Consider the following 19843-nt stretch of genomic DNA (forward strand, 5'->3'; position numbering starts at 1 on the left):
AAATCAAACAAACCACCATTAACAGATTAAAAACCCAACAAACCCCAATATTACAGCTCAATTAACCACTCGATAAGTAAGGAAAAGATCATTTAGGTTTAACCAAGCTGCAACATTCGTTAGTAAGACTAGCATTAATTAATTGTATGTAATGATTAAATTTTTGATAAAACAATGATAGAAATTTGTCGTGCAGATCCCAAGAGTTTTCAAAGTAGAGAATTAATCGATGCGCTGTCAGCTTCTTTACTTAAATTAACTGGAAACCCCGCTTTTGAGCGCTTTGATGAAGGCGAGTTTTACGATGACAAAGCAGTATTCTTGTTAGCTAAACGCAATGGTGTAGCTATTGCTTGTGGCGGGTTTCGTTACTTACAACCCGGTGTTTGTGAGATAAAGCGGGTCTACTCTCACCAGCGGGGAGCTGGTAAACTGGTATTGCAGGAGTTAGAACAAACAGCCTTGGCCTTTGGCTACCAACAAATAAATTTAGCCACTCGCCAAGCCAATACTCACGCGGTGCAGTTTTATATCAAACATGGTTACCATGCTATTGCGCCTTTTGGGCCCTATGTCGACCACCAACACTACTTAAGCTTTGCTAAATTGACTGCCGACGTTCAGCAACCATCAGCCATAAAAAAAGCGCAGTTAAGTTACTGCGCTTAATCAGTTAGCGAACCAAACCTTAGGAAATGCGGTTAATCAGCTTTTTAAGCTCTCGCATTGGCGTCGGCTCGTCGTCAAAGAAGTTTTGCATCCTTAACAGAGTTAAACCGTCGTAGCCTGGTGCGCGGGTTAAGGCGCGCGCCATTTGCTTCCAACCTTGTTCGCCGTACAACTCACCCGCTAAGGCATTCTCGCCCATTAACGATACTTGGCATTCGTCGGCGGCATCGGCCATCCAATCCACCAAATCAGCAGCGCGTGAATAACCTTCGTAATCCTTGTTTATCATCTCTAAACAGGTGAAGTGAATCGCAGCACGAGACTGCTTACCTTCTGGTAACAAGGCTTTAAGTAAACCTAAGTACTCTTGTTGGTTAGTGCTGCTTAAGGTGGGGTGCACCGCAATTAAGCCAGCGGTTATCTCAGCTGCACGCGGCAACTCAGGGTCGCTCACTACCCAGTGAATACCCGGGATCTTAATACCAATCGGTACCTGTCCAAAAGCGTCATCGTCAAACACACTTAAGGCGTTTTCAAATATGCGTCTACCGTGAGCCACCAAGGCTTTGTGGTACCAAGTTAAAAACTCGCGAGCCCAAGCATTGTGAATATAACGCTTGTGGCTAAATAGCCACTCAGCATCTGGGATTTCGGCTTCTTCAAAGCTTTCCCAAGTAAAACCAAAACTGCCATTAAGCGCGGCAATACTATGGTATTTCTGCTTAAGGTAGTTTAGCCAGTCTTGTTTAGCTAAACGGCTGTAACACTGCAAGGTGCCGCGGTTAGGGTAATTACCCCAGTCATGAGAGTTGTAGCTTGGGTAACGCAATTCACCGGCAGGACCCAAACTGACGTTAATCTCATCCATTAAACCGGCTTGGTTGATGAAATGCTGTTTAAAGGCTTCCATAAATCGCTGGTAATAAGGCATAACAAACTCGTCGGCCCACAGCGAGACATACTCCATGGAAGCATCGCCAGTTTCAGATACGTATTGCAGATCTTGTACCGAATTAAGCTGGTCGTTGCTTTCTAGCAAACGGCCCCATAGCCATAGTGGAATAGCCTGCATAAAGTCGTCGTTTACGTTGCCACCTGCTTGGTGGAACGACAAAATCGGCACCCACTGTAAACCTAAGCGTTTTAGCAATGCCACTACGCGATCGTAATAACTCCAATCAAACTTGCCCGGTTTGTCACCTTCAACCAAACCCCACCAAATGTCGGTAGAAATAGCGGTAACACCAATACTACGCAACTGGCGCAACTGTGCTTCAAACAGCTTCCAGTTTTCCTCATCAAGCATTTGCTTTTGGTTAGCCACTTTAAGGTGTAGCGGCCCCATTACGCGGAACTGCTTTTTACCCAATTGCTTGGTTTCAGTAATTTGGTACTTAAACTTATTAAGCTGCGATAAACGCCCTTTCACTATCGCTTGCTCATTAAGCTGCGACATGTCGTTAAATATCCAACCATCAAAAGCACTGCCATGCAGCACCGAATGATACAGCTGATCCCAGCCGGGGTGGCTAGACAACGCTAGCGGCTGAGAGTTTTGAACCAATGCCGGAATTTTTAGCTTTCGCATCGCCGTGATTAAGGCTTGGTTAACTCGGGTGGCATGGCTAGATTCTGCCCCAGTAGCAACCACTAATAAGCGGCCATCAGCTTTTTTATGCCAACATTCCAGTTGCTCAATTTGGTAATCAAGTAACTGTGTACGCTCCAACCAGGGCTGAGGATTAAGACCGGTTAAACAACCTAACCACGGGTGCTCACTCGCCGTTAACTCTGGGAACGGAATATTCAAACATAACTGACTATGCGCCCACGCTTTAGTGAAGCGAGTATTTGCTTGAGCCAGCATTTTACCCACATAGCCTTGCCAGTTTTCGGCATACCAAGTATTAAATTCTTTAAAACAGGTGTTGGTAGTTTTAGCCTGATAGCAGCGCTGTAAATTATCGACTAACTGCTCTTGCCACGGCGCTTCACCGTTTAATTCCCAAAGGCTTAGCCATGCGTCTTGCGAGCCATATTGCAATTTCATATCTGTCGCTAACGCCGCTAACGCAGTAGGGCTAAAACTTTGGTAAATCGGTTGGCCATCGCGCTCCCCCCAAGGGAGGCAAGCATCACCATTTGGGCCAAGACCTAACAAAATGGCGTCGCAACGAGGGGCAAACTCAGCCATATGCTCAGCAAAGCTGCTCATCCATTGGCTAAACATGTCGATTAAACCAGCTTCAGCCCATAGGCTCGGGCTTTGAGTATTGTCGCGGCCATATTGGTTTACATACTTAATCGCATCGGCAGAGTGCGTTGCAGGCAACTTGGCCAGCATAGAACCCCAAAACCAATCTGGTAGGCGTTGCTCTACACCTTGCTGAGTATCAGACGAGAAAAACAATTGGTACTGCAGCTTAAAGCCATGAGACACCAAATGTGCAGATAAACGCTGCAGTGACGACCAGCAGCTCGCTTGGCTTAATTGCTCTGCACTAAATGGCGCAATATAGCGCCAATGAACCGGTACAACTAACGCGTCTACGCCATTTTGACGCAAGTTACGCAGTTGTGGAGATAAGCCCTGTAGTTGAGCTTCGGTACAAGAAGCGGCGTATTCGGCGAGAGGTAAAGATCCCTTCACCCAAGCTTTGCGCGCTGAAATTGGATTAGCCATGTTTTAGCTTACTCTAAAAAATCTGTGCTAGTTATCCCTAGTCCGCCGCATAACAGCAAGGCTGCAAAGCTTTTCAGCTGAACAAAAGGAGATCAACATCACATTATATGATTGCTGTAGTGTAACGTAAGGGCGGAAATTACCAAGTTGATCTGGCATAACTCACTGCTAATAAAACCTAAATTGGCCGAGTTTTATTACAACCAGCGCCTAACTTTGCGGCAATATTGTAGGTATTGTTCGGAAAAGTGCAGTTTAAGCGCTTTTTCTTCAGGTTTTATTTGCAACTGATTGATGATGCCAATGAACATAATACAGCTTAGTAAACTTAACCAAGCTTGTAGGTGTAAACACCACGCAATCAGTAACAGCAACAAACTCAAATACATGGGATTACGGCTATAACGGTATAACCCATTAATCACCAGGTGCTTACTGCGCTCAGGATGATGAGGATTAATGGTAGTGTGTTTTTTAGCAAAACCCCACACACTCATCACAGCAATTAAACTGGCCAGTATCACTAACGGCCACTGCAGGTTGACCAGCCAACTCGGCATTACAGGAACAAACCCGCCTTGGCTAAAGGTTGCTAACAAATAGGCTAAACCCACCGACAACAGTAACCATACCGGCGGTGGAATCAGCAGTTGTAAACGCTTAAGCAAGCTGGTTACTCTTTTTCATCATCGTTTATATCCACTATAGGCGCTTGTTGGTAAATATAGTGGCCTCGGCCAGTAATTGCTGTATGAAACAAATTTTGAAAAGGAAATAGTCGTTTTTTTAGGTAGAACGTAAAGCCGGCAAACACTGCGCTTAACACCACATTAATCATGCCTTCTACCTGAAAGATGTAGGGCAAGCTTTGGTAGACAGAAAAACCTGCAAACACCATAAGCAATAAATAGCCATTTGGCGCGTTTTTATAAATCATAAAAATAATCAGCAATGGCACAAGTGCTGGCATTAGCAGCGCCAACAATAATTGACCACTGACCTGCTCAGCAACCATAAAACCAAAAACTAACTTGCTTAACACCATAAACTGCAGCACTGCTAACAACAGCGCTTTAGGTTTTGCGTAAAGCTTTAATGAACCAGGTTCAGGCTCACTGGCCAATATTTTAGTAACCTTACGTAAATTCCATTGCTGCTGTTCAGCATATTCATAAACTTGTTGTTTAGTTTGGCCATCTGCCAGTAGTTGATGTATTTGTTTCATTGCACCTCCGTAAAGGGCTACTTTACCCGACTCCTTTACTTAACCACAGTCTTGTTGCTCACAAATGTCAATAAGCGTAATCAGCAAACCGGATCCTATAAACCAATGATTTACAGACAGGGGTTGTTTAGGCCAAACAAATTTCAATACCTTGGGATAATCCCCCACTATTCTCGTAAACTTATTCACAAAAGCGCAAGTTGTTAACATTTACTGAGTCTGTGCAACCAATTCATCTAGAAAATAGAAAACAGCGTAATCAACAAATTGAACAATAAACTTGTTAAAACTTGGTAGTTTAGCTGGCCTAACTCATCGGTTTACAGTAGCCGATTCACATTGCGGCGCTCAATCAGCTAGATACTAAGCAGGCTTTGGGCACTTAAGACCGTTTTTCGGCTACAAATAAGCGCCATTAATATCAATAACTTAAATCCACACTTAGCATATTCGTGCTTTTTGATGATGTTGTTTCATTTGTTATAAGAGAAAATTTGAGCGCTCCAATCGTTCTATTTTTGTATTTATTTTAACTAACAGAAAAATGTCAACGGACCTTAACGAAGAAGCAGCAAAAAAGAATTTTTTACTAATTTTAGGTGACAATATTGACGCTAAAATCGGATCCGCTGCAAGCCACTGAGTTCACTGGATAGAGAATTTTATCCACAGCTTTGTGCACTGTTTTTGTGGGAAAAGCTGTTTGGAATAATCCACCTAATTCAGTGAATTATATCGCGCTGATTCAAATAGGCAGTTGTTACTCTCATTGACAAGTGAAAATTCAACAAAGGCTCCTATTTTTATTTGTTAGCTTTTAGTCATCATCCACATAAATCTAACTTTTCCCGCCATTGCTGGGCTGCAGTGGTGATCGCGATATGATCGTCAATATTTTAAGAGGATCATTTAACAGGGGAATTTTTGTCACCAAATCTTCACACTTTGATGTAATAATGACAAAACGCTAATTTTTACGCCTCAAACAAGCGCAAACTTAGTTTTTACTTTTCAGTTTAAAATCCTCAACGTAAACTAAAAACTAACGTTGTTACAGTTCAGGTACTTGTTTGTTTAAACCTTCTCCTGTGCAAGCCGTTACGTTTAACCAACACTCGGTATTTGTTAAGCGCGACGATTTGTTGCACCCGCAATTTTCGGGTAACAAAGCCCGCAAGTTTTATCACTTTCTCAAACACCCACAAGAAGGTATTAGCACCCTTGTAGGCAGCGGTTCCGCACAGGCAAACTCTTTATACTCTTTAGCTGCGCTAGCACAACTAAATGACTGGAAGTGTGAGTTTTATGTCGATCATATTCCTAGTTGGTTACAACAAAACCCATGCGGTAACTATCAAGCAGCGATTGACTTAGGCGCAAGAATTATTGAGGTGAGTGCCCTGCAAGGACAGCAACAAGCCAACTTAGATGATTTTATGCAGCGCATTGTTCGACCCAGTTTGTCTCCTCAGCAATTACTGGTTCCCGAAGGCGGACGTTGCGAATACGCCAGAGAAGGCGTAGTGATGCTGGCAGAAGAAATTGAACAATGGCAGCACGAGCAAAACATTGGTCCGTTAAATGTCATGTTACCGGCAGGTACCGGTACCACAGCCTTATTTTTAAGTGAGTACTTTAGCCAAATGAATCCCTGCATCGAAGTATTTAGCTGTGCTTGTGTAGGTGATGAAGACTACTTACGTTTGCAGTTTACCCAATTGAACAGCAATACCAATACCCACCCACATATCTTACCGCGACCTAAAAAGTACCACTTTGGAAAGCTGTATAAAGAACACTATCAAACCTGGCTTACGCTCAAACAACAAACACAGATTGAGTTTGAATTACTCTACGACCCTATTGGTTGGCAATGCCTAGATAACTTTTTGAGTGAGCAAAACAGTAGTATTCCTACCTTGTATATCCATCAAGGCGGCTTACTAGGCAATCAAAGCATGTTAGCCCGTTATCGGCGTAAGTATCCGCATATAGATAGCTAACGCTAACGCCAATCTAACCAATAACTGTAGGGAAACTCTTCCGATAAACTCACTGTTTCTTGGTAATGGCGACTTGGGCTATTTAAACATTCAGTGCCATGAAACTCAGGCTCGGCCCAGCCGGTGTTTTCGTCCATATATTCGCGGCTATAACCCCAACGCCCGCAAGAGAGAATACTGTCAAATCCGCTATCTCGTTGACACACAACGCAGGTTTCAAACTCCACTTGAATGTCTTCCCCCTCTTTACCCAAGGCATCTGAGACAAATGGCGTATCGTAGATAGCCAAAGTGGACGCCCGTTTTGGCGGTGAACTCCAAGGTTTATCACTGGTATCGCTGGGGGTGTTATGCATGCCAGCGCCATGCTCAAGCGGCGATGCATCGTAAAATGGTTCAACAAAATGTAATGGTGCGTCTATTTGGGCTTGGCGTTCATCATCAAGCAAACGCCGATTGGTGGTGCGAATTTGCAACATGCGATATTGAGTACATTGCGCCTGATTCTCCAGCTCTACCTCCCCCAATCGGTTAGCAAATAGATGGATCTCGAGGCCAACCCCAGTAGCATTGTCTCTAGCAATGTATGAAGCTTGTTGGCGACCACTGTGGAACCAAGCTTCAGAGAACACCAAAATACCGAGCGTATTTTGCTGGTAAGTCACAGGGCACACCTTACCCACCCACAAATCAGCAGCAAAAGCACTGCCAATGCTCAGCCATCCAACACTCATTATCATCCAAAAATAGCGTCGTATCATCAGCCGCTCCGTTAGCCAGCAATCATCAAAACGTCACCTAAGTGTAGTAGAGCTGGATAGATAAAAGGCCAATATGGCTTAGCTTAAGTATTACCGCTGGAGTAGCTAACTAGGCCTTCGCCCTGAACATGACGCCGATTAACGCTGTTGAATTTCATCAGGAAGATAACGCTCTACAATATCTTGAATCTCTCCACTGGCTATCATTTGTTGAATTATTTCATCTACTTGCGCCACCACCTCATTACCATTTTTTACCGAGGGAGATACCGAGATGGTAATCATGGAATCGCGTTTAGTAATGTTTGCTGGCGCAGCCAAAGCTAGCTGCTGCTGTTCAGCCAAGCTTAAAATCACCCCTAAACTTCCAGCAAAACCATCAATACGCTTGGCTTCAAGCATCTTTAAGGCTTGAGAATAGCTAGACATTGCTACCAGTTTTAGTTGTTCATCTTCGACTGCTTGATGAAAAATTTCGCCATACACTTTACTAGCACCACGCAAGGTACCAATCTTTTTACCTGCTAAATTGTCCCAATTAATCGGCGCACCAGGCAGGCTGACAATTGATGTTTGAAAACTGGCCACCTTTCGGGGTTGGTAAATATTTTCAGTAAAGCTTTCATTGGGGAACAAACAGGTAACCACCACGCCATCTTGATTGCGAATCAATGCATTCACTATTCGTGGATACGGCGCAATAACAACCTTTGGGTCTACAAGGTCTAAACGTTTGGCCACTCGCTGCAGTATTTCTACGTAGTAGCCTTGCTGCTGGTCATTTTGGGTATAACCAGCCGGGCTTGAGTTAATGGCATAAAAAGTAAAATCAAGTGCCATAGCAGGTGTTATACAAACTGCATATACCAGTGAAGCGATGACCCCAGCTTTTAACTTATTAAACAATGCAGCACTCCTTTCTAGATTAAGCAAACTCTTCAAGTAAAGTTGCCTAAGGACTTAGCTGTCAAATCATTACACTATTTTTAAAGCCATCAACAGTTTTGATAAAACTCTAAGAATTCTTTTACAAACAGTGGCAAGCTTAAGGCTGAATAGCAAAAGGATGTAACAGGCTATGGCTAGAGTTTCTCAGCAATCATTACAGCAAGCAGCACAACAAGGCATTATTAGCCCCCAACAAGCCACCCAGCTACTTGAGTTTTTGGAGCAGCAAGAAGCAGATACACCTAGCTTTAATCTTACTCATTTGCTGTATTACTTTGGCGGATTGATCGCTATTGGCGCAATGACCTTGTTCATGAATTTAGCTTGGGAAGGTTTTGGAGGTTGGGGTTTATTAGGCATAAGCATTGTGTATGCAGTTTTAGGCTTAATGCTCTGCCAACGCTTTAAACATCAAGGTTATGCCATTCCTGCTGGCATTTGCGCAACCTTTGTCATTTGCTTAACTCCGCTAGCAACCTATGGTTTTCAGCATGCCATGGGATGGTGGCCAAGCTCTGATCAGTATCAAGACTACCACCGATATGTTCATTGGCACTGGATATACATGGAGCTCGCTACCTTAGTGGTTGGCTTAATCCTCAGCTGGCGTTATCGCTACCCGTTTATGCTGCTGCCTGTTGCCGTAACACTGTGGTACATGAGTATGGACATATGCGCCATGCTAACTGGCAGTCATCCCAATTGGGAGTTTAGATCCCTTGTATCACTCTACTTTGGTTTAGCCATGACACTGCTGGCGTTTTGGATAGACATTCGCAGTCGTCACTCTAAAGACTTCGCATTTTGGATTTACTTATTTGGTGTACTTACCTTTTGGTGCGGCTTAAGCCTGCAACATTCAGACAGCGAACTCGCGAAGTTGGCGTACTTCTCAATTAACCTAGCAATGATGTTATGCGGAGTCATTTTAGCGCGCAGAGTGTTTGTGGTATTTGGTGCTTTTGGCTGCTTTGCCTACTTCTATCATTTGGCAGACAATGTTTTCCAAGACAGCTGGCTATTCCCTATCTCTCTTACATTGGTTGGCCTAGCCATTATTTATTTAGGGATCCTGTGGCAAAAACATCAGCAACACTTAAGTCGTCAGCTACGTAGTTATCTGCCTAACGCTTTACAAGAATTGCTGGCCAATAAGCTGCATTAAACGCCGTTTTTGCTAAGGCAGAAGCCGGTAACCTTCAAGCCTTTCATAACACCCGAGCCGCTTAGCTCGGGTAATCTCCCTTGCCATCGATTCGTTTGATTTAGCAACTCGATAGATACCGTATGTTACTGTTTTGGCGGCTTATCCGCGTTTAATCTAGCGGCACATTCAGCTACGCGGTAACACTTATGAACAAGTATATTTTGCTTTTCGGCTTCGTTTTTTCTTCAGTTAGTTTTGCTTACTGCGACTACGAAACCGATCAAACCATTGTGCAAGGGGTAGATGGCGCGATAGATGGAGCTGTGATTGGCGGAATTGTCGGTGGAAAAGAGGGAGCCGCCACTGGTGCTGCTATTGGCGGAGGGGCCGGTGTCGTTAGCGGTTCAATAGATGGCGAATACTTGGATGATGCCTGTGAAACAGAAAACCTCATTGTTGAAGAAGACGTTATAGAACAAGACATCATTGAAGAAGAATTAATTGAAGAAGAATTAATTGAAGAAGACATCATAGAGCAAGACATCTTAGACGATGAGCTGTATTACGATTAACTACCGCCTCTTAAGCCTTCATTTATTTCGGGCAACTGACTAGCTATTCATCAGTTAGCCCGAGACCAGCTTTTAGCTTTGTATACTTGCCACCAACTGCTGCAAATCACCTCAAAGCCACTAATAACAAATCGAACAATAAACTATTTTTTAGAAAAAACCTTACCTAACATCTCATTTTAATAAATCTTAACTAAACTTTATAGCGTCTTGTGTTGATACAACCTTGATTTAACAGTTTTTATTAAGTGTCTATTTTGTCGGAAGGTATAAATGAATTTTACAAGCTTGAGGTTTAGGTACTCGGTAATTTTTGCCGTTAACGCCCTACTGCTAATACTAGTTTCACTGATCGGGTTTAACGTAGGTAAGAGCACTTCACACAATTTGCTAACAGTTGAAGAGAAAATATTACCGGCATTAGCGGCGGTGTTAAATGCTGACCGAGATCTTTACCAAGCAAGAGTCGCTGAACTAGAAGCGTTAGAAGCCGATGAAAAAGACTACCAAAGCTTGTTTGAAAACTACCAAGAAAACGCCCAACAAGCGAAAGATAGAATGCAAAAGTTTAACGACCTATTAAGCGATTATCCCGACTCTACCCAAGGCTTAGAAAGCTTTACACAACGCTTTAACCGTTGGATGAAAGACAGCACTCAAGTCTTTACCTTACTCAAAGCCAATAATAAAAAACAAGCTATTGCTCTGAGTAAAGATCAAAGCCTGCATAGCTTTGAAGACCTACGAGGCCTATATGATCACGCCACCGAAGCGGCAGAAGCCTTAGCCGAGTTAATCGAAGATGAATCAAACGAGGCGGTTGACTCACAACTCAGCGCCTTAACCATTGTGGCCTCTATTGCGGTGGTTTTATCCATCCTACTGGCCTACTTTGGACCGAAAATTCTGACCGAGTCAATCACTCGCATTACCGACCGAATAAACGATATTTCGCAGGGCGACGGTGACTTAAGCCAGCGCTTAGAGATTCAACGCAAAGACGAAATTGGCGAACTAGCCAGCAGCTTCAATCAATTTGTAGACTTGCTAGAAGGGCTGATTGGCAACGTAAACCAATACTCTAAAGAACTAAGCTCATCAATAGAGGGCATTAGCCAAAAATCAGAGCAAACCACCGAAGTAAGTAAAGAGCAAAACCAATCTGTAGAGATGATTGCTGCAGCGGTAACACAAATGGCCGCAGCCATTCGCGAAGTAGCTAACAATGCTAACCAAGCTGCCGAAGAAGTAAACTCGGTAAATGCCCAAACCGAACAAGGGCAAACCATTACTAAACAATCGGTTGAGCACATCACCCTGCTTTCAAACACTGTACAAGAAGCCTCCAATGTCGTGGAAAGCCTATCTCAAGATTCAGACCGCATTGCGTCGGTGTTAGACGTAATTAGAGGCATTGCAGAGCAAACCAATTTGTTAGCACTTAACGCCGCTATTGAAGCCGCTCGTGCTGGCGAACAAGGACGCGGCTTTGCGGTCGTGGCTGACGAAGTGAGAAACTTAGCCAGTAAAACCCAACAATCTACTGAAGATATTCAAAAGATGATTGAAGCCCTGCAAAACGGCGTAATGCAAGCAGTAGAAGCGATTAACAAAGGCACCTCGGTAGCCGAGGGTACTGTAGACTTGGCCAATCAAACGCTAGAGGCGCTAAACCAGATCCTAGAATCAACCTCTAAAGTGGCCGATGTATCAGTCGCTACCGCCACCTCTACTGAGCAACAAACTCACGTTACCGAAGATATAGACCGTAACCTGAATGAACTCGCAGACAAGACTAAAATCAACTTGGAGAACTCTTCCGAATCTTTAGCCGATGCCAAAGTAGCGCTGCAACAAGCTGAGTCACTCAATCAGCAACTTAATCGCTTCAAAATATCCAGTTAATTGCTACTTCACTAATCAGGGCTGCCGTTAGGTGGCCTTTTTTATTCCCTAAGATCCCACATTTTTTAGTAGAGACTTAGCTTGTGCGGAGTGTGCTTTAAAGTAGCAAACCACGCTTTATCTCAATATTGGTAAACTCAGCAAACCTAGCAATGTAAAACCATTGTGGACGTTACACTCCATAATGATTGGTCTTGTTGGCTCTTTTTCCCCTTAAGGCTACTGCGCATAATAGCCTCACTTGCTCATCACCACTCACAACGAGGCTTGAATATGAAAGCAATTGGCTACCAACACAACCTAAGCATCAACGATACTCACTCTCTGCAAGACATCGAATTACCTGTGCCAGTTGCCCAAGGTCACGACCTACTGGTTGAGGTAAAAGCTATCTCAGTAAACCCTGCTGATTACAAGATCCGCCTGAATATGCCTGCCGAAGCAAACCAATGGAAAGTATTGGGCTGGGACGCCACAGGTATTGTTAAAGCGGTGGGCGAGCAAGTGAGCTTGTTCAAGCCAGGCGACAAAGTATGGTACGCCGGCGATTTGATGCGCCAAGGCAGTAACGCCGAACAACAATTGGTAGACGAACGCATTGTTGGCCGTATGCCAAACTCGCTATCTTTTGGAGAAGCAGCCGCCCTACCACTTACCACGATCACCGCTTGGGAGATGTTATTTGATCGCTTAAAAGTCGCGAAGGATGACAGCAGTAAAAGCATACTAGTGATTGGTGCGGCCGGTGGTGTTGGCTCAATCATGGTGCAACTCATCAAACAGCTTACACAATTGCAGCTCATCGCTACCGCTTCGCGACCAGAGACCATTTCATGGTTAGAAGATCTTGGTGCCGACCATGTGATTAACCATCGCAATCCTTTAAGCCAAGAGTTTAGCCAGTTCGACTTAAGCGAGGTGGACTACGTTGTTAGCCTAAACAATACCGAACAGCACCTCTTAGAAATTGAAAAAGTGCTAAAACCACAAGGGCAATTTGGTTTAATCGACGACCCAGAGTCACTCAACATTGTGCCATTTAAAACCAAAAGTATATCGGTGCACTGGGAGCTTATGTTTACCCGTTCATTATTTTCCACCAGCGATATGCAAGCCCAGCACGACTTGCTTAATCAGGTATCAGCAATGATTGACCAAGGCAGCATAAAAACAACAGTGGGCGAGCATTTTGGCAAAATAAACGCGGAGAATTTACGCCGAGCCCATCAGCTATTAGAGAGTCAAAAAGCCAAAGGGAAAATTGTTCTAGAGGATTTTTAAGGCCCATGTAGCGCTAGCCTTGAAAATAAACAAAGCCGCTATGCTCTTGGGAATAGCGGCTTGTTACTTAGCTTTTATTGGTAAAGTGACTTGTAATTTGGCAAGTGGTCTACCCAAAAAGGCGGCGTACCAATGTACTGTTGTACCGCACTAATAAACTCGCGAACCAGCAAGGTTTGCTTACGGTGCGGATAGACCGCATAAATGCCGGTATCCATGGTGGATATTTTATAGTTCGTGAGCAAAGGCTGTAACTTAAGCTGCGCAATAGTTTTTTCTAAATTAAACAAATCTATCACCGAATAACCTAAGCCATCACGCACCGCATCGATCATGGTTCGAACATCACTCACTTTGTAGTTACCGCGCATACGGTAAGACTTAAACTGCTCGCCATGAGGCACTTCACTCACTCTAAACTGATCTAAGCTTCTTTCGCCATTGCTATAAATTACGGCGGGTAACTCCACTAATTGCTCAGGTGTTTCTGGGCAACCATATTGCTCAATAAACCCTTGCGAAGCCACAATAGCAAAATGAGTGCTGGCGATTTTTTTGGCAATTAAGTTAGACGAACTTAACTTACCGATTCGAAATGCCACATCAAAGTGATCGGCAATAATATCTGAACGGCGGTCTTCCAAAGATAGGCTTATTTTTACCTCAGGATACTGCTTCATAAAACGCGAGACTACGGGCTGCAAGTACTGCTGACCAAAAAAAATTGGCCCAGCAATCCGCAAAATCCCTTTCGGTTGGGACTGGTATGAATCCGCAATATTTTGAATATCGCTCAAGGTGTCTATCATCAAGTGAGCTTTTTCAAGAATTTCTTCACCCGCAGAAGTAAGAGAAAAAGAGCGAGTAGAACGGTTTAATAGTTGTACACCTAATTCAGTTTCTAGCCGCTTAATCTGCTTCGACAACAACGAGTTATCCATATCATGCAATGCGGCAGCCTTAGCAAAAGAGCCCTGCTGCACCACATCTACAAATAAAGAAAGCTGGTGAGTAATCGACATTAGTTTTCCTTGGTAACGCTAAGGATTCAAGTGTAACAAAGCATAGCGAGTTAGTGCTTAAACCCAAACATCATTTTTAACCTAAGTGGCTTATCGCTATCGCCCTTATTCCTTAAACATTTAGACTCTATTTAAGCCCCTAACAATAAGCATCAACCCAAGTAGTTACCTTAGTCGTAAACCCTTGTTTTAGTGGCTGGCCTGAATCGGCACTCACATTAATATGGCTCGAATCTTTAGTGTCTTTAAATGCCTTCATCCCTTTTGGGTTTGCCCAGTAATACAAACCCCAGTTAACTAAATCCCACTGTTCTTCATAAGGATTGTATTCGTAATCTACGTAATAAAGCGTGTCATTGCTCATTACAAAGTTATCGGGGAAATAGTCGATGTTTAATGCCTGTGGCTTTAGGGCTTTAAACATATCGCACACCTGCTCTACACATCGTGATGGTAAAGCATCGTTAATCACTAAATCGGTGACAAGATCGCCATCAATGTAGTCTTTAACCAAGTAATTGCCTTCAAGGTTTACGTCAAGAAGCTTAGGAATGGCAATGCCCGCACTCGCCAATTTTTGGTAAGCGGCCACTTCAAGCTCAACCTTATTGGCATCACCAAATGAGTAATAGGCACATGGTTCACTGTGCATAAGTTTTACCACGTATTGCTGCTCACCACCTTGAGCAAGATAAGAATAGCCAGACTTCCCCTTACCAAGAAACTTCACTATTTCTAGCTCACCCAGTGTTGAAGTAAGCACACAACCAAGCGCATTTGTCACATCCACTGTGTATTCCTTAATTTTATATAGTATTTACATAGTCTTAAGCGATAAGCAGCTTGATCAACTCATTCAAACCACTTTGTACTGCACCATACTCCTTTATGTCAGTACTTGTCAGCTTAGCCAAGACAAAACCTCAGCTAAGTTGCGACATTTTTGAACAGCCTCTCAGCAATATAATGACAGCATCTGTTAACTCACTCGCTTTTTAAATTTACTGTTATTGCCAAGGACACTCCATGAAAACATCGGCTGCTAAACCCATTTTAATAGCGCTAGCCTTATTGCTGCTGTCGTTAACCACCGTTGTATTGATGGAGCCAGCAGCAGTGCCCGATGTTGAAAAGCCCGCCCAATATTTGCAGCTAAGTGCGCTTAAGGTTACGCCTCAAGAGTATTCGCCCACTTTGGTGTTTACCGGGATTAGCCAAGCGCGTTGGTTTAGCCAACTTAAAGCGCAAACTAGCGGCCAAATAGTGAGTTTAGATAAGCGTATTCAACCTGGCAGTTTAGTGGCAAACCAACAAGAGCTGCTAAAGCTAGATCCGATTCACTTACAATCAGAGTTAAGCAGTGCTAACAGCCAAATAAAGCAGGCCGAGCTTAACTATCTGCAACAAAAACATGAGCAAACAGTGGCCGTGAACATGCTCGATAAAAACAACCGCTCAGCTTTTGCGCGCAAAGAGCCGCAACTGGCCGCCGCTAAGGCCGAGTTAGCGCGAGCCCAATTAGCCTACAAAAGTACTCAACAACGTTTACGTGATAGCCAAGTAAACGCGCCATTTAACGCCATTATTATGCATTCTTACGTCAGCCCTAATCAGCATATTGAGCAAGGAGAATTACTGTTTGATCTCGCGTCCAGCGAAAGCATAGACATAAAGCTGCCGGTGTCAGATTTACATTGGCGCCGCTTGCAAGCCAGTTTAAGCGCGCCGCAAATAACCGTGGTTGATAGGCAAAATCAGCGCTGGCCGGCCACGGTGCGTTATATTGTACCGCAGGTAGATCCCGTTACTCGCCAGCGCCAAGTGGTACTCAGTGTGGCGAACCCCTATCAACACCCACCACGTTTATTGCCCGAGCAACAAGTGAATATAGAAGTCACCTTATCGGCTCAAGAGAACGTAGTGAAACTGCCCATTAGCGCCCTTACTAAAGACGGCCAAGTATGGAGTATTAATGCCGATAACGAACTCGCGCTAGAGCAGGTAAACATTGTGAATGAGAGCGGCAACCAAGTATGGCTGCAGTTTACTCAGCAGCCCAAACAAGCGCGGGTCATCGCGCTGTTTCCATTGCAATCCATGCTGCAAGGCTTACGGGTTACCCCGCAATTTGAGCAGGAGGTAGCGCAATGAGATGGCTTAGTCGTTGGTTTTTACATAACCCCGTTGCCGCCAATTTGTTGATGCTGGCAATTGTGGTGGGTGGGCTGTTATCACTAAAACACTTACGGGTGGAGTCCTTCCCGCAAATTGCCCCTTCGAGTTTAGCGGTTACTGTGGTTTACCCCGGCGGTACTGCTCAGCAAATTGATCAAAGCGTCACCCAGCGAATAGAACAAGCGGTTAGCGATTTAAGCGGCATTAAACAAATCGTTAGCGAATCGTCGGCGGGGGTATCTCAAGTACGTATTCGTAAAACCTCGGAAACCGATCTAAACCGCTTAGTTGAAGATGTACGTAACCGAGTGAACGCAATTGCTAACTTTCCTGTACAAGCCGAACGCCCACAAATCACTCGTGACGAATTTACCAACTTAGCCTCGTTCATCATTATTTCTGGGCCTCGACCAGACAAGCAATTACAGCCAATTGCTCGCCAAGTTGAATTAGCCCTAAAAAAACACCCTAACATTGCCAAGGTGAGTAATTGGGGCAGCCGCACACCTTTACTGGTGATTGAGCCCAAATTAAGCCAACTTAAAAACTATGGTTTGAGCATTGAAGCACTGTCGAACCGCATTGAAGCAATGTCTATTGAAACCCGCAGCGGCGAGCTAAAAAGCGCAGCAGGTCGCATAACCTTACGTGGTGACGGGTATGCCGAAAACGTCAGTCAGCTCAAGCGGCTAGAAATACTGTCTACGCCACAGGGCAGCGTAAACTTAGCCGACGTAGCCAACATTTATCGAGACTATGAATCTAGCGGTTCTATTGTGCGCAACAACGGAGAAACGGCTATTGCGCTGTTAGTAAGCACTAGCCAGCAAGACAATTTATTAGCGGTTAGTGAGGCAATTGGCGAGGTACTGGCCGAGCAGCAGGCCTTACTGCCCAGCGATATATCGCTGTCTACCATGGCCGATATGGCGCCTTATATTGAAGACCAGCTAGGTCGGCTAAGCCACAATGCTTGGCAAGGTTTGTTAATAGTACTGGTATTGCTGGGCATATTTTTAGAGCTAAAAGTCGCCTTTTGGGTAGCGGTAGGCATACCCGTTGCGCTGCTCGGCACCTTCGCCGCCATGGGAGTGATGAACTACAGCATTAACGACATTACCTTATTTGGCATTATTTTAGTCTTAGGCATTTTAGTGGACGACGCGGTAGTAGTAGGCGAAAGCATTCACCAACAACGTGACAAGCTCAACAACCCACTAAAAGCGGCGTGGCGAGGATTAGAGTCAGTATCAGTAGCCACCGTATTTGGCGCACTCACCACCATGGCGGCATTTTCGCCAATGTTATGGATAGATAACGAGCTGGCTAAATTGCTTGCCAGCTTTTCTGCAGTAGTGATTTTTGCGCTAATGTTTTCACTGATCGAAAGTAAGCTGATTTTGCCCGCTCATTTGGCGGCTATTCGCTACCCAAGCAGTGCCCCAAAAAACGCTAAAACCTCTTGGTTTGCAAAGCTACAACACGCCGCGCAGGCAAGTTTAACTACCTTTAATGCTAAGCTTTACGCCCCCGTACTGCGCAGTGCCATTAACCATAAAACCGCCACCCTCATCGGCTTTTTGTCGTTAGTGATTTTAGCCTATGGCTTTTGGTCTACTGGGGTCATTCGTAGCTCAGCATTTCCCGATATTCCTGGCCGCTATATTAGCGCCAATGTAAGTTTAGAAGACGGCGCTCCCCTGCCCTTACAGCAAAAAGCCTTAACTCAGTTAGAGCAAACAGGTTTAAGGCTTAATCAACAACTACAAGATGACTATCAACTTAGCCAAGCGCCAATACAAAATTTGCTCATTTGGTCAGACGGTTACGGCGCAATAGAAGCCACCATACAGTTAAGCCAGCAAGCACTTATCCAACTACCTAATAATGAATTGCTTAACCGCTGGCGCGAACTCAGTGGCGAGATAGAAGGCGCTTACGCCACCGAATTTAGCGCGGGCGATGAACCTGCAGGCGGAGTATACTTGGCTATTAGCTCTAGTGATCGCGAACTCGCCATTATGGCCAGCAAGGCATTGCGTGAAGAACTCAATAACATAGCAGGGGTGCAAGATATCTACGACGATGGCCGAGGCGGCGGGCAGCAATTACGTATAGAACTCAACGATTTTGGTCATCAACTAGGCTTAACCCAACGTAAGTTGGCTTTGTTTGCCGGAGGTGCTTTTGGCGAACGAGAGATCCACCGTTTATTACAACAAGGCCAAGAAACCAAAGTGGTTGTGCGCTATGGCGAAGCACACAAAACCACCCCGCAACAATTACTGCAAACCAACATATTTTTAGACAGTGGCGAGTCAGTGATGTTGGCCGATGTGGCTAGCTTTCATTATCAACAACAACCCGACATCTTATACCGACTTAACCGCGAACAAGTGGTTAATTTACGCTGGCGACAAGACCGCAGTGTGCAATCGCCCGAAGAAGTGCTCGCTAAAATAGCCCCAAGTTTTAGCGAAATAGAACAGCGTTTTCCCGGTGTAAAAATTAAACCCAGCGGAGAATTTGAAGAACTCGGTGAAGTGCAAGCTGGCTTTAAAGAAGCGATGATAATGACCTTGCTGGCTATATACGTTTTGCTCGCAGTGCCACTTAAATCCTACTGGCAACCATTAATAATAATGATGGTCATCCCTTTTGGATTTGCTGGCGCCATATTTGGCCACGGCATTATGAACCTGCCACTCAGCATTTTGTCGATGTTTGGCATGATGGCCATGACCGGCATTGTGGTTAACGACTCCTTGGTATTAATCACTCGTTTCAACCAATTTTACCGCGGAGGCATGCCACTAAAACAAGCCTTAGTAGAGGCAGGTACTAGCCGTTTACGGGCTATTTTCCTTACCACTATCACCACCGTATGTGGCTTATTACCTTTACTACTAGAAAGCTCAGAACAGGCGCAATACTTAAAGCCTGCGGCGGTATCTTTAGTCTTTGGCGAGCTGTTTGCGACTGGCGTCACCTTGGTGATAATCCCAGTGTTACTGGCGGTATTCACCCGTAAAGAGCAGTTAGCCCTGCCCCCTAAAACCGTGGTATTCAACTCATAAAAAAACGGCCTGGCCGAGTACGCTCGGCCAGCTGCGCTTATACCGCTAGCTTAACCGCTGTACCAAACACCATAATTTCAGAAGACCCATCCATAATGGCACTGGTGGTAAAACGAATACCCACCACCGCATCAGCACCTTTCTCTTTTGCACTTTCAACCATCCGTTGAATCGCCACGTCTCTCGCTTCACTCAGCATCTCGGTATAACCACGAATTTCACCACCAACAATGCTTTTAAAGCCCGCCATTATGTCGCGACCAATATGTTTAGACTGCACCACACTGCCGGTGACTACGCCTAATACTTCGCTGGTAGGCTTGCCGGCTATTGATTCTGTAGTAGTAAAGATCATCTTAATTCCTTAGGTGGAGT

At 44.6% G+C, this 19843-nt stretch carries 16 protein-coding genes; 8 read left to right on the plus strand and 8 right to left on the minus strand.

Features of this window, described 5'->3' with window-relative positions; translation table 11 throughout:
* Positions 1-174 precede the first annotated feature (174 nt).
* Positions 175-669: a GNAT family N-acetyltransferase gene (locus Q4549_RS06570; RefSeq protein ID WP_303550374.1), complete on the plus strand. Its 495-nt coding sequence runs from the start codon at positions 175-177 to the stop codon at positions 667-669.
* A 19-nt stretch (positions 670-688) separates the two neighbouring features.
* Here the strand turns inward: Q4549_RS06570 and Q4549_RS06575 are convergent, their stop codons facing one another.
* The 3 genes from Q4549_RS06575 to Q4549_RS06585 form a co-directional block, all read right to left on the minus strand.
* A complete protein-coding gene (locus Q4549_RS06575) occupies positions 689-3352 on the minus strand; it encodes a family 14 glycosylhydrolase (protein ID WP_303550376.1) in 2664 nt (887 codons plus the stop codon).
* A 197-nt stretch (positions 3353-3549) separates the two neighbouring features.
* A complete protein-coding gene (locus Q4549_RS06580) occupies positions 3550-4020 on the minus strand; it encodes an isoprenylcysteine carboxylmethyltransferase family protein (RefSeq protein ID WP_303550379.1) in 471 nt (156 codons plus the stop codon).
* 5 nt (positions 4021-4025) lie between these two features.
* A complete protein-coding gene (locus tag Q4549_RS06585; RefSeq protein WP_137671868.1) occupies positions 4026-4577 on the minus strand; it encodes a hypothetical protein in 552 nt (183 codons plus the stop codon).
* A 1070-nt stretch (positions 4578-5647) separates the two neighbouring features.
* On the opposite strand from Q4549_RS06585, the gene Q4549_RS06590 reads away from it, so the two are divergent.
* Positions 5648-6580, plus strand: a complete 933-nt coding sequence (locus Q4549_RS06590; RefSeq protein ID WP_137671869.1) for a pyridoxal-phosphate dependent enzyme — start codon at positions 5648-5650, stop codon at positions 6578-6580.
* A gap of 2 nt (positions 6581-6582) precedes the next feature.
* Here the strand turns inward: Q4549_RS06590 and Q4549_RS06595 are convergent, their stop codons facing one another.
* Both Q4549_RS06595 and Q4549_RS06600 read right to left on the minus strand, forming a co-directional pair.
* Positions 6583-7314, minus strand: coding sequence for a hypothetical protein (locus Q4549_RS06595; protein WP_303550382.1), 732 nt, complete (start codon positions 7312-7314; stop codon positions 6583-6585).
* A gap of 165 nt (positions 7315-7479) precedes the next feature.
* Positions 7480-8247: an ABC transporter substrate-binding protein gene (locus tag Q4549_RS06600; RefSeq protein ID WP_303550385.1), complete on the minus strand. Its 768-nt coding sequence runs from the start codon at positions 8245-8247 to the stop codon at positions 7480-7482.
* A gap of 172 nt (positions 8248-8419) precedes the next feature.
* On the opposite strand from Q4549_RS06600, the gene Q4549_RS06605 reads away from it, so the two are divergent.
* The 4 genes from Q4549_RS06605 to Q4549_RS06620 all read left to right on the plus strand — a co-directional run bounded on the left by Q4549_RS06605 (position 8420) and on the right by Q4549_RS06620 (position 13194).
* Entirely contained in the window at positions 8420-9454 is a 1035-nt protein-coding gene (locus Q4549_RS06605) for a DUF2157 domain-containing protein (protein WP_303550388.1), read from the plus strand.
* A gap of 188 nt (positions 9455-9642) precedes the next feature.
* Positions 9643-10008 (plus strand): hypothetical protein, encoded by a 366-nt coding sequence (locus Q4549_RS06610; RefSeq protein ID WP_303550391.1) that lies wholly within the window; start codon positions 9643-9645, stop codon positions 10006-10008.
* 273 nt (positions 10009-10281) lie between these two features.
* The gene (locus Q4549_RS06615) at positions 10282-11913 is read left to right on the plus strand and encodes a methyl-accepting chemotaxis protein (RefSeq protein WP_303550394.1); all 1632 of its coding nucleotides are present in this window, start codon (positions 10282-10284) and stop codon (positions 11911-11913) included.
* A 273-nt stretch (positions 11914-12186) separates the two neighbouring features.
* On the plus strand, positions 12187-13194 hold the full coding sequence (locus tag Q4549_RS06620; protein WP_303550397.1) for a zinc-binding alcohol dehydrogenase family protein: 1008 nt from the start codon (positions 12187-12189) through the stop codon (positions 13192-13194).
* 74 nt (positions 13195-13268) lie between these two features.
* Here Q4549_RS06620 and Q4549_RS06625 read toward each other — a convergent pair whose 3' ends face one another.
* Positions 13269-14216 carry a LysR family transcriptional regulator gene (locus tag Q4549_RS06625; protein ID WP_303550399.1) on the minus strand — a complete coding sequence of 316 codons (948 nt, stop codon included), beginning with the start codon at positions 14214-14216 and terminating at the stop codon, positions 13269-13271.
* A gap of 139 nt (positions 14217-14355) precedes the next feature.
* Positions 14356-15006, minus strand: coding sequence for a phosphotransferase (locus tag Q4549_RS06630; RefSeq protein ID WP_303550402.1), 651 nt, complete (start codon positions 15004-15006; stop codon positions 14356-14358).
* A 236-nt stretch (positions 15007-15242) separates the two neighbouring features.
* Here Q4549_RS06630 and Q4549_RS06635 point away from each other — a divergent pair, with 236 nt between their 5' ends.
* Positions 15243-16367, plus strand: coding sequence for an efflux RND transporter periplasmic adaptor subunit (locus Q4549_RS06635; RefSeq protein ID WP_303550405.1), 1125 nt, complete (start codon positions 15243-15245; stop codon positions 16365-16367).
* Positions 16364-19468 carry an efflux RND transporter permease subunit gene (locus tag Q4549_RS06640; protein ID WP_303550408.1) on the plus strand — a complete coding sequence of 1035 codons (3105 nt, stop codon included), beginning with the start codon at positions 16364-16366 and terminating at the stop codon, positions 19466-19468. The genes Q4549_RS06635 and Q4549_RS06640 overlap by 4 nt, the downstream gene beginning before the upstream one ends.
* Before the next feature lie 37 nt (positions 19469-19505).
* Here the strand turns inward: Q4549_RS06640 and Q4549_RS06645 are convergent, their stop codons facing one another.
* A complete protein-coding gene (locus Q4549_RS06645) occupies positions 19506-19823 on the minus strand; it encodes a heavy metal-binding domain-containing protein (RefSeq protein WP_303550410.1) in 318 nt (105 codons plus the stop codon).
* Positions 19824-19843: the final 20 nt, after the last annotated feature.

The sequence above is a fragment of the Agarivorans sp. 2_MG-2023 genome (assembly GCF_030548085.1).
Taxonomy (GTDB): domain Bacteria; phylum Pseudomonadota; class Gammaproteobacteria; order Enterobacterales; family Celerinatantimonadaceae; genus Agarivorans.

Coding starts and splice junctions, on each gene's coding strand:
- Q4549_RS06570 (WP_303550374.1), top strand. CDS start 175: ATGATAGAAATTTGTCGTGCAGATCCCAAGAGTTTTCAAAGTAGAGAA.
- Q4549_RS06575 (WP_303550376.1), bottom strand. CDS start 3,352: ATGGCTAATCCAATTTCAGCGCGCAAAGCTTGGGTGAAGGGATCTTTA.
- Q4549_RS06585 (WP_137671868.1), bottom strand. CDS start 4,577: ATGAAACAAATACATCAACTACTGGCAGATGGCCAAACTAAACAACAA.
- Q4549_RS06595 (WP_303550382.1), bottom strand. CDS start 7,314: ATGAGTGTTGGATGGCTGAGCATTGGCAGTGCTTTTGCTGCTGATTTG.
- Q4549_RS06605 (WP_303550388.1), top strand. CDS start 8,420: ATGGCTAGAGTTTCTCAGCAATCATTACAGCAAGCAGCACAACAAGGC.
- Q4549_RS06610 (WP_303550391.1), top strand. CDS start 9,643: ATGAACAAGTATATTTTGCTTTTCGGCTTCGTTTTTTCTTCAGTTAGT.
- Q4549_RS06615 (WP_303550394.1), top strand. CDS start 10,282: ATGAATTTTACAAGCTTGAGGTTTAGGTACTCGGTAATTTTTGCCGTT.
- Q4549_RS06620 (WP_303550397.1), top strand. CDS start 12,187: ATGAAAGCAATTGGCTACCAACACAACCTAAGCATCAACGATACTCAC.
- Q4549_RS06625 (WP_303550399.1), bottom strand. CDS start 14,216: ATGTCGATTACTCACCAGCTTTCTTTATTTGTAGATGTGGTGCAGCAG.
- Q4549_RS06635 (WP_303550405.1), top strand. CDS start 15,243: ATGAAAACATCGGCTGCTAAACCCATTTTAATAGCGCTAGCCTTATTG.
- Q4549_RS06640 (WP_303550408.1), top strand. CDS start 16,364: ATGAGATGGCTTAGTCGTTGGTTTTTACATAACCCCGTTGCCGCCAAT.
- Q4549_RS06645 (WP_303550410.1), bottom strand. CDS start 19,823: ATGATCTTTACTACTACAGAATCAATAGCCGGCAAGCCTACCAGCGAA.